Genomic DNA, 10771 nt, shown 5'->3' with positions numbered 1-10771 from the left:
GGCGATTGACGCGGTCGAGGGCCTCCGTGGGCGCGGGCTTGTCGGAACGCCGCACCGCCCGGATAAGGCCAGATCAGGCCGTGAGGTTATCCGGGCATGCGCCATCGCGGGGCAAGCCCGCTCCCACGCCAGATTTCTTTACCAGGATGGAAAAGACAAAACCCCTACCTGCTCGCGCAGATAGGGGTTTTGCGAAATGAATCTTGACGATGACCTACTCTCACATGGGGAAACCCCACACTACCATCGGCGATGCATCGTTTCACTGCTGAGTTCGGGATGGGATCAGGTGGTTCCAATGCTCTATGGTCGTCAAGAAATTCTGTTGCCAGAACATCCAGATGGATACTCCAGCGAATTCGGATATGTGATGTTTGTGAAGCTGCGAACTTTCGGTTCTTTCGTCTTCACCACCACAATCTGCGTAGCAGATTGCTTGGGTGTTATATGGTCAAGCCTCACGGGCAATTAGTATTGGTTAGCTCAACGCCTCACAGCGCTTACACACCCAACCTATCAACGTCGTAGTCTTCGACGGCCCTTCAGGGAGCTCAAGGCTCCAGTGAGATCTCATCTTGAGGCAAGTTTCCCGCTTAGATGCTTTCAGCGGTTATCTCTTCCGAACATAGCTACCCGGCAATGCCACTGGCGTGACAACCGGAACACCAGAGGTTCGTCCACTCCGGTCCTCTCGTACTAGGAGCAGCCCCTCTCAAATCTCAAACGTCCACGGCAGATAGGGACCGAACTGTCTCACGACGTTCTAAACCCAGCTCGCGTACCACTTTAAATGGCGAACAGCCATACCCTTGGGACCGGCTTCAGCCCCAGGATGTGATGAGCCGACATCGAGGTGCCAAACACCGCCGTCGATATGAACTCTTGGGCGGTATCAGCCTGTTATCCCCGGAGTACCTTTTATCCGTTGAGCGATGGCCCTTCCATACAGAACCACCGGATCACTAAGACCTACTTTCGTACCTGCTCGACGTGTGTGTCTCGCAGTCAAGCGCGCTTTTGCCTTTATACTCTACGACCGATTTCCGACCGGTCTGAGCGCACCTTCGTACTCCTCCGTTACTCTTTGGGAGGAGACCGCCCCAGTCAAACTACCCACCATACACTGTCCTCGATCCGGATAACGGACCTGAGTTAGAACCTCAAGGTTGCCAGGGTGGTATTTCAAGGATGGCTCCATGAGAACTGGCGTCCCCACTTCAAAGCCTCCCACCTATCCTACACAAGCAAGCTCAAAGTCCAGTGCAAAGCTATAGTAAAGGTTCACGGGGTCTTTCCGTCTAGCCGCGGATACACTGCATCTTCACAGCGATTTCAATTTCACTGAGTCTCGGGTGGAGACAGCGCCGCCATCGTTACGCCATTCGTGCAGGTCGGAACTTACCCGACAAGGAATTTCGCTACCTTAGGACCGTTATAGTTACGGCCGCCGTTTACCGGGGCTTCGATCAAGAGCTTCGCTTGCGCTAACCCCATCAATTAACCTTCCGGCACCGGGCAGGCGTCACACCCTATACGTCCACTTTCGTGTTTGCAGAGTGCTGTGTTTTTAATAAACAGTCGCAGCGGCCTGGTATCTTCGACCGGCGTGGGCTTACGCAGCAAGTGCTTCACCCTCACCGGCGCACCTTCTCCCGAAGTTACGGTGCCATTTTGCCTAGTTCCTTCACCCGAGTTCTCTCAAGCGCCTTGGTATTCTCTACCTAACCACCTGTGTCGGTTTGGGGTACGGTTCCCAGTTATCTGAAGCTTAGGAGCTTTTCTTGGAAGCATGGCATCAACCACTTCGCGCTCTAAAGAGCACTCGTCATCAGCTCTCGGCCTTGAGATCCCGGATTTGCCTAAGATCTCAGCCTACCACCTTAAACTTGGACAACCAACGCCAAGCTGGCCTAGCCTTCTCCGTCCCTCCATCGCAATAACTGGAAGTACAGGAATATTAACCTGTTTTCCATCGACTACGCTTTTCAGCCTCGCCTTAGGGACCGACTAACCCTGCGTCGATTAACGTTGCGCAGGAAACCTTGGTCTTTCGGCGTGCGAGTTTTTCACTCGCATTGTCGTTACTCATGTCAGCATTCGCACTTCTGATACCTCCAGCAAGCTTCTCAACTCACCTTCACAGGCTTACAGAACGCTCCTCTACCGCATCACCAGAGGTGATACCCGTAGCTTCGGTGCATGGTTTGAGCCCCGTTACATCTTCCGCGCAGGCCGACTCGACTAGTGAGCTATTACGCTTTCTTTAAAGGGTGGCTGCTTCTAAGCCAACCTCCTAGCTGTCTAAGCCTTCCCACATCGTTTCCCACTTAACCATGACTTTGGGACCTTAGCTGACGGTCTGGGTTGTTTCCCTTTTCACGACGGACGTTAGCACCCGCCGTGTGTCTCCCATGCTCGGCACTTGTAGGTATTCGGAGTTTGCATCGGTTTGGTAAGTCGGGATGACCCCCTAGCCGAAACAGTGCTCTACCCCCTACAGTGATACATGAGGCGCTACCTAAATAGCTTTCGAGGAGAACCAGCTATCTCCGAGCTTGATTAGCCTTTCACTCCGATCCACAGGTCATCCGCTAACTTTTCAACGGTAGTCGGTTCGGTCCTCCAGTCAGTGTTACCTAACCTTCAACCTGCCCATGGATAGATCGCCCGGTTTCGGGTCTATACCCAGCGACTAAAGCGCCCTATTAAGACTCGCTTTCGCTACGCCTCCCCTATTCGGTTAAGCTCGCCACTGAATATAAGTCGCTGACCCATTATACAAAAGGTACGCAGTCACCTAACGAAGTAGGCTCCCACTGCTTGTACGCATACGGTTTCAGGTTCTATTTCACTCCCCTCTCCGGGGTTCTTTTCGCCTTTCCCTCACGGTACTGGTTCACTATCGGTCAGTCAGTAGTATTTAGCCTTGGAGGATGGTCCCCCCATGTTCAGACAAAGTTTCTCGTGCTCCGTCCTACTCGATTTCACTGGCAAGAGATTTTCGTGTACGGGGCTATCACCCACTATGGCCGCACTTTCCAGAGCGTTCCACTAATCTCAAACCAGCTTAAGGGCTGGTCCCCGTTCGCTCGCCACTACTAAGGGAATCTCGGTTGATTTCTTTTCCTCAGGGTACTTAGATGTTTCAGTTCCCCTGGTTCGCCTCTTGCACCTATGTATTCAGTACAAGATAACCAGCTTATGCTGGCTGGGTTCCCCCATTCAGAGATCTCTGGATCACAGTCTGTTTGCCGACTCCCCAAAGCTTATCGCAGGCTACCACGTCTTTCATCGCCTCTGACTGCCAAGGCATCCACCGTATGCGCTTCTTCACTTGACCATATAACCCCAAGCAATCTGGTTATACTGTGAAGACGACATTCGCCGAAAATTCGCATTTCGCTCATTGCTGAGCAGAACTCACAAATTTTACCTTAGCCTGAATAACCAGCAGTGAAACTGGTATTCAGTCTATCTATCACATATCCGAATTTTTAAAGAACGATCTGACAAAAGTCAGAAATCAACATTCATCGCCGAATGTTCATTTCTAAGTTCTGATCAAGTAGACACAACAGAAAGTGGTGGAGCCAAGCGGGATCGAACCGCTGACCTCCTGCGTGCAAGGCAGGCGCTCTCCCAGCTGAGCTATGGCCCCGCATATTGGTAGGTCTGGGCAGATTTGAACTGCAGAAGAGCCGTCCTCACCACTCTTTACCCAGAGGCGTGGGGTGCTCTACATTCCAACCAAAATTGGTAGGTCTGGGCAGATTTGAACTGCCGACCTCACCCTTATCAGGGGTGCGCTCTAACCAACTGAGCTACAGACCTAAGGGTAAAACTTTGGGTCTTGATCGTCTTTACATCATGAATCAAGCAATTCGTGTGGGAGCTCATCAGCAGGCTGATGTCTTCGATTAAGGAGGTGATCCAGCCGCAGGTTCCCCTACGGCTACCTTGTTACGACTTCACCCCAGTCATGAATCACACCGTGGTAACCGTCCTCCCGAAGGTTAGACTAGCTACTTCTGGTGCAACCCACTCCCATGGTGTGACGGGCGGTGTGTACAAGGCCCGGGAACGTATTCACCGCAACATTCTGATTTGCGATTACTAGCGATTCCGACTTCACGCAGTCGAGTTGCAGACTGCGATCCGGACTACGATCGGTTTTGTGAGATTAGCTCCACCTCGCGGCTTGGCAACCCTCTGTACCGACCATTGTAGCACGTGTGTAGCCCAGGCCGTAAGGGCCATGATGACTTGACGTCATCCCCACCTTCCTCCGGTTTGTCACCGGCAGTCTCCTTAGAGTGCCCACCATAACGTGCTGGTAACTAAGGACAAGGGTTGCGCTCGTTACGGGACTTAACCCAACATCTCACGACACGAGCTGACGACAGCCATGCAGCACCTGTGTCAGAGTTCCCGAAGGCACCAATCCATCTCTGGAAAGTTCTCTGCATGTCAAGGCCTGGTAAGGTTCTTCGCGTTGCTTCGAATTAAACCACATGCTCCACCGCTTGTGCGGGCCCCCGTCAATTCATTTGAGTTTTAACCTTGCGGCCGTACTCCCCAGGCGGTCAACTTAATGCGTTAGCTGCGCCACTAAAATCTCAAGGATTCCAACGGCTAGTTGACATCGTTTACGGCGTGGACTACCAGGGTATCTAATCCTGTTTGCTCCCCACGCTTTCGCACCTCAGTGTCAGTATCAGTCCAGGTGGTCGCCTTCGCCACTGGTGTTCCTTCCTATATCTACGCATTTCACCGCTACACAGGAAATTCCACCACCCTCTACCATACTCTAGCTCGCCAGTTTTGGATGCAGTTCCCAGGTTGAGCCCGGGGCTTTCACATCCAACTTAACGAACCACCTACGCGCGCTTTACGCCCAGTAATTCCGATTAACGCTTGCACCCTCTGTATTACCGCGGCTGCTGGCACAGAGTTAGCCGGTGCTTATTCTGTCGGTAACGTCAAAACAGCAAGGTATTAACTTACTGCCCTTCCTCCCAACTTAAAGTGCTTTACAATCCGAAGACCTTCTTCACACACGCGGCATGGCTGGATCAGGCTTTCGCCCATTGTCCAATATTCCCCACTGCTGCCTCCCGTAGGAGTCTGGACCGTGTCTCAGTTCCAGTGTGACTGATCATCCTCTCAGACCAGTTACGGATCGTCGCCTAGGTGAGCCATTACCTCACCTACTAGCTAATCCGACCTAGGCTCATCTGATAGCGCAAGGCCCGAAGGTCCCCTGCTTTCTCCCGTAGGACGTATGCGGTATTAGCGTTCCTTTCGAAACGTTGTCCCCCACTACCAGGCAGATTCCTAGGCATTACTCACCCGTCCGCCGCTGAATCAAGGAGCAAGCTCCCGTCATCCGCTCGACTTGCATGTGTTAGGCCTGCCGCCAGCGTTCAATCTGAGCCATGATCAAACTCTTCAGTTCAATACTGCTTGGGTTTTTAAGAAACCCTAAACTTGGCTCAGCAATCTCAAATGACTATGTGATTTCTCGCATGGCCACTTGTGATGCTGATAATCTTGGCGACTATCAGTCCGTACTCACAAGCACCCACACGAATTGCTTGATTCAATTTGTTAAAGAGCGTTTGGTTAAGCGCTTTTCGTCTCAACCGAGGCGCGCATTCTACGCTTTCCTCATTTCGTGTCAAGCGTTTATTTTGAAGTTTTTCGTTTCACTTCAAACACTTGACTCGCTGCGATCTCTCGTAGCGGGAGGCGAATCATACAGCGTTACAACCTGCTGTCAACTGCCTTTTTCACCGCTGCCGATCAGGTGATCGAAGCACCTCCGATACCACCTGAAACGTTCAACCTATTGATTAACAAGAGGTTTTTCGTTTCGACTACGTCGGAAGTGGGGCGCATTGTAAGGGGATCTGACAGGGCGTCAACCGTTAATTTCATGAAAGTGAAATATCGGGGGGAAAACACCGCGCCGGGGCTGCCAGGTGTTCGCCACACCCCTAGCACCTATATAAGCAGCCAAGAAACAAAACGGGGCGGCCTGTCGGCCGCCCCGCTTTCATCCCTGTGCCTTACAGGCTCGGGAACGCAAACTGCGAAGCCTCATGGCTGGCCCGCTGTGGCCAGCGCTGGGTGATCGCCTTGCGACGGGTATAGAAGCGCACACCGTCCGGGCCATAGGCATGCAGGTCGCCAAACAGCGAACGCTTCCAGCCACCGAAGCTGTGGTACGCCACCGGTACCGGCAGCGGTACGTTGACGCCGACCATGCCCACTTCGATCTCGTCGCAGAACAGCCGCGCCGCCTCACCGTCACGGGTGAAGATGCAGGTACCGTTGCCGTACTCGTGCTCGTTGATCAGTTGCATGGCCTGTTCCAGGCTGTTCACACGCACCACGCACAGCACCGGGCCGAAGATTTCTTCCTTATAGATGCGCATCTCGGGGGTGACCTTGTCGAACAGGGTGCCGCCGACAAAATAGCCATCCTCGTTACCGGCCACACGGTAACCACGGCCATCGACCACCAGCTTGGCGCCAGCGGCAACGCCGTCATCGATGTACCCCACCACCTTGTCACGCGCGGCGGCGGTCACCAGTGGGCCCATGTCCAGGCCACAGGAAGTGCCGGCACCGATCTTCAGCGCCTTGATCTGCGGCTCCAGCTTGGCGATCAGCGCATCGGCCACCTGGTCGCCGACACACACCGCCACCGAGATGGCCATGCAGCGTTCGCCGCAGGAACCGTAGGCCGCGCCCATCAGCGCGCTGACGGCATTGTCCAGGTCGGCGTCTGGCATCAGCACCGCATGGTTCTTCGCGCCACCCAGGGCCTGGACGCGCTTGCCGCGCTTGGTGCCCTCGGCATAGATGTACTCGGCGATCGGGGTCGAACCGACGAAGCTCAGGGCCTTGACCTCCGGTGCCTCGATCAGCGCATCGACCGCTTCCTTGTCGCCATGCACGACATTGAGGATGCCCTTCGGCAGGCCGGCTTCCAGCAGCAGCTGGGCGATGTACAGGGTCGAGCTCGGATCACGCTCGGACGGCTTGAGGATGAAGGCGTTGCCGCAGGCGATGGCCAGCGGGTACATCCACAGCGGCACCATGGCCGGGAAGTTGAACGGGGTGATGCCGGCGACGATGCCCAGCGGCTGGAAGTCGGACCAGGCGTCGATGTTCGGGCCGACGTTGCGGCTGTACTCACCCTTGAGCAGCTCAGGGGCGGCGCAGGCGAACTCGACGTTCTCGATGCCGCGCTTGAGTTCGCCAGCGGCGTCCTCCACGGTCTTGCCGTGCTCCTCGCTGATCATCTGCGAGATCTTCGCCTCGTTCTGCTCCAGCAACTGCTTGAAGCGGAACATCACCTGGGCGCGCTTGGCCGGCGGGGTGTTGCGCCAGGCCGGGAAGGCGGCCTTGGCCGAATCGATGGCCTGCTGGATGGTGGCGCGGCTGGCCAGTTCGACCTTGCGCACGGCCTGGCCGGTGGACGGGTTGAAGACATCGGCGGTGCGCTCGCCCTTGGTGACCAGCTCGCCGTGGATCAGGTGCTGAACAATGCTCATGCAGAACTCCAGATAAAGAAGGTAGAGACAGGCGCGTGGTACTCACGCGCCCGACGTCAAAATCAGAAAAGTCAGTCGACCTTGTTCAGGGCTTCGCCCACCGCGTCGAACAGGCGATCCAGCTCTTGCGGCTGGGTGTTGAAGGTTGGCCCGAACTGCAGGGTGTCGCCACCGAAGCGCACATAGAAGCCGGCTTGCCACAGCTTCATGGCCGCCTCGTACGGACGGACGATGGCATCACCGTCGCGCGCGGCGATCTGGATGGCGCCGGCCAGGCCATAGTTGCGGATGTCGACGACGTTCTTCGTCCCCTTGATGCCGTGCAACAGCTTCTCGAAGTGCGGCGCCAGCTCGGCGGCGGACTGCACCAGGCTTTCCTTTTGCAGCAGGTCCAGCGCGGCGATACCGGCGGCGCAGGCGACCGGGTGCGCCGAGTAGGTGTAGCCGTGGGGGAATTCCACCGCGTACTCGGGGGTCGGCTGGTTCATGAAGGTCTGGTAGATCTCGCTGGTGGCGATCACCGCGCCCATCGGGATAGCGCCGTTGGTGACCTGCTTGGCGATGCACATCAGGTCCGGGGTGACACCGAAGGCTTCGGCGCCGGTCATCGCGCCCATGCGGCCGAAGCCGGTGATCACTTCGTCGAAGATCAGCAGGATGTTGTGCTGGCTGCAGATCTCGCGCAGGCGCTTGAGGTAGCCCTTCGGCGGCGGCAGCACACCGGCGGAACCGGCCAGCGGCTCGACGATCACCGCGGCGATGTTCGAGGCGTCATGCAACTCGATCAGCTTGAGCATCTCGTCGGCCAGGGCGATACCGCCCTCTTCCGGCATGCCCTTGCTGAACACGTTGGCCGGCAGCACGGTGTGTGGCAGGTGGTCGACATCCAGCAACTGGCCGAACAGCTTGCGGTTGCCGTTGACGCCGCCCAGGCTGGTACCGGCGATGTTCACGCCGTGGTAGCCGCGGGCACGGCCGATGATCTTGGTCTTGGTGGCCTGGCCCTTCAGGCGCCAGTAGGCGCGGACCATCTTCAGCGCGGTGTCGGCGCACTCGGAACCGGAGTTGGTGAAGAACACGTGGTTCAGGTCGCCCGGCACCAGGTCGACGATCTTCTCGGCCAGCTGGAACGACAGCGGGTGGCCAAACTGGAAGGCCGGCGAATAATCGAGGGTGGCGACCTGGCGGGCCACCGCCTCGCTGATCTCCTTGCGGGTATGCCCGGCACCGCAGGTCCACAGGCCCGAGAGGGCGTCGAACACCTTGCGGCCCTTGTCGTCGACCAGGTAGTTGCCTTCGGCCGCCACGATCAGCCGCGGGTCGCGCTGGAAGTTGCGGTTGGCGGTGTACGGCATCCAGTGGGCGTCCAGCTTGAGCTGGCTGGCCAGACCGGCCTGGGCGGTTTCGGGCATGTTCATCGGGCGATTCCTCGGAAGACGATTAGGCAACGATGGGTGTTGTTGCAGCTAAATTGTCACGGCGATAAAGTTCGAAAAACCCAGCATTTCTAATCTTCAGTCAGCGGATAACTAAACTAATGAGCCGACGCCCCGATCCCCTCGCCCAGGTCAGCGATTTCGACATCCGCCTGCTGAAAATCTACCGCAGCGTCGTCGAATGCGGCGGCTTCTCGGCGGCGGAGAACGTGCTGGGGATCGGCCGCTCGGCGATCAGCCAGCAGATGAACGACCTCGAGCAACGCCTGGGGCTGCGTCTATGCCAACGAGGCCGCGCCGGTTTTTCGCTGACCGAGGAAGGCCGCGAGGTCTACCATTCGGCGCTGCAGTTGCTCAGCGCCCTGGAAACCTTTCGCACCGAAGTGAACGGCCTGCACCAGCACCTGCGCGGCGAACTGAACATCGGCCTCACCGACAACCTGGTGACCCTGCCGCACATGCGCATCACCCACGCCCTGGCCGAACTGAAGGACCGTGGCCCTGACGTACACATCCAGATCCGCATGATCGCGCCCAGCCAAGTCGAGCAGGGCGTGCTCGACGGCAGCCTGCATGTCGGCGTGGTGCCGCAGACCAGCCCGCTCTCCGGGCTTGAATACCAGCCGCTGTACAGCGAGCGCTCGCTGCTCTACTGCGCGGTCGGCCATCCGCTGTTCTATGCCGATGACCAGCAGATCGACGACGATCGCCTCAATGACCAGGATGCGATCGCCCCGACCTTCCGCCTGCCGGCCGAGATCCAGGCCCATTACCAGGCCCTGCGCTGCACCGCCAGCGCCTCGGACCGCGAAGGCATGGCCTTCCTCATCCTCACCGGGCGCTACATCGGCTACCTGCCCGACCATTACGCGATGTTCTGGGTGCAGCAAGGGCGCCTGCGTGCGCTCAAGCCCGCCCAGCGCTTCTATGACCTGGGGCTGAGTTGGGTGACGCGCAAGGGCCGCCGGCCGAACCTGGTGCTGGAAAGCTTCCTCGAGAGTCTGGCTGCGACACGTTGATACGCATCTCTACCGCTAATGCTTGTCACTTCGGCACAGGCAGGTAATCTGTCGGACATCCGTAACGACCCGCCCGGAATCGTCCATGACCCTAGAAGTCCCTGCGCATCGCTCCCCCGCCTCGGGCAAGCCCGCCGGCCGCATTCGCCAGAAGAACGAGCAGGCCATCATCCAGGCCGCCGAAGACGAGTTCGCCCGGCACGGCTACAAGGGCACGAGCATGAACACCATCGCGCTCAAGGCCGGGCTGCCCAAGGCCAACCTGCACTACTACTTCACCAACAAGCTGGGCCTGTACATCGCGGTGCTGAGCAACATCATCGAGCTGTGGGACAGCACCTTCAACGCCCTGAGCGTGGAGGACGACCCGGCCGAGGCGCTCAGCCAGTACATCCGCACCAAGATGGAGTTCTCCCGGCGCAACCCGCAGGCCTCGCGAATCTTCGCCATGGAAGTGATCAGCGGCGGCGAATGCCTGAGCGAGTACTTCAGCGCCGACTACCGCGAATGGTTCCGCGGCCGTGCCGCGGTGTTCCAGGCCTGGATGGACGCCGGCAAGATGGACCGGGTAGACCCTGTGCACCTGATCTTCCTGCTCTGGGGCAGCACCCAGCACTACGCCGACTTCGCCACCCAGATCTGCCAGGTGACCGGCCGCAGCCGGCTGACCAAGCAGGACATGGAAGACGCCAGCAACAACCTTATCCACATCATTCTCAAAGGCTGCGGCATCAGCACGCCCGCCTGACCCGGA

At 57.6% G+C, this 10771-nt stretch carries 4 protein-coding genes, 2 tRNA genes and 3 rRNA genes; 2 read left to right on the top strand and 7 right to left on the bottom strand.

Annotated elements, in window-relative coordinates:
- Positions 1-201 precede the first annotated feature (201 nt).
- From rrf to VUG52_RS03845, 7 genes are all read right to left on the bottom strand, one after another.
- A 5S ribosomal RNA gene (gene rrf, locus VUG52_RS03875) occupies positions 202-317 on the bottom strand.
- A 130-nt stretch (positions 318-447) separates the two neighbouring features.
- A 23S ribosomal RNA gene (locus VUG52_RS03870) occupies positions 448-3340 on the bottom strand.
- A 242-nt stretch (positions 3341-3582) separates the two neighbouring features.
- Positions 3583-3658, bottom strand: a tRNA-Ala gene (locus VUG52_RS03865).
- Positions 3659-3754: 96 nt separating this feature from the next.
- Positions 3755-3831, bottom strand: a tRNA-Ile gene (locus VUG52_RS03860).
- Between the two features lie 87 nt (positions 3832-3918).
- A 16S ribosomal RNA gene (locus tag VUG52_RS03855) occupies positions 3919-5455 on the bottom strand.
- Together the 16S, 23S and 5S rRNA genes with 2 tRNA genes alongside form the textbook arrangement of a ribosomal RNA operon.
- Before the next feature lie 613 nt (positions 5456-6068).
- Positions 6069-7562 (bottom strand): CoA-acylating methylmalonate-semialdehyde dehydrogenase, encoded by a 1494-nt coding sequence (locus VUG52_RS03850; RefSeq protein WP_050703641.1) that lies wholly within the window; start codon positions 7560-7562, stop codon positions 6069-6071.
- Between the two features lie 71 nt (positions 7563-7633).
- Positions 7634-8980 carry an aspartate aminotransferase family protein gene (locus VUG52_RS03845; protein ID WP_050703640.1) on the bottom strand — a complete coding sequence of 449 codons (1347 nt, stop codon included), beginning with the start codon at positions 8978-8980 and terminating at the stop codon, positions 7634-7636.
- A 119-nt stretch (positions 8981-9099) separates the two neighbouring features.
- On the opposite strand from VUG52_RS03845, the gene VUG52_RS03840 reads away from it, so the two are divergent.
- Complete coding sequence (locus tag VUG52_RS03840; protein ID WP_050703639.1) at positions 9100-10017, top strand: LysR family transcriptional regulator; 918 nt, start codon at positions 9100-9102, stop codon at positions 10015-10017.
- An 85-nt stretch (positions 10018-10102) separates the two neighbouring features.
- Positions 10103-10765 (top strand): TetR/AcrR family transcriptional regulator, encoded by a 663-nt coding sequence (locus VUG52_RS03835; RefSeq protein WP_023629633.1) that lies wholly within the window; start codon positions 10103-10105, stop codon positions 10763-10765.
- Positions 10766-10771: the final 6 nt, after the last annotated feature.

The organism is Pseudomonas sp. LH21 (assembly GCF_036549575.1).
Lineage (GTDB): Bacteria > Pseudomonadota > Gammaproteobacteria > Pseudomonadales > Pseudomonadaceae > Aquipseudomonas > Aquipseudomonas peradeniyensis.
This window is presented reverse-complemented; position numbering and strand designations above follow the sequence as displayed.

Coding starts and splice junctions, on each gene's coding strand:
- VUG52_RS03850 (WP_050703641.1), bottom strand. CDS start 7,562: ATGAGCATTGTTCAGCACCTGATCCACGGCGAGCTGGTCACCAAGGGC.
- VUG52_RS03845 (WP_050703640.1), bottom strand. CDS start 8,980: ATGAACATGCCCGAAACCGCCCAGGCCGGTCTGGCCAGCCAGCTCAAG.
- VUG52_RS03840 (WP_050703639.1), top strand. CDS start 9,100: ATGAGCCGACGCCCCGATCCCCTCGCCCAGGTCAGCGATTTCGACATC.
- VUG52_RS03835 (WP_023629633.1), top strand. CDS start 10,103: ATGACCCTAGAAGTCCCTGCGCATCGCTCCCCCGCCTCGGGCAAGCCC.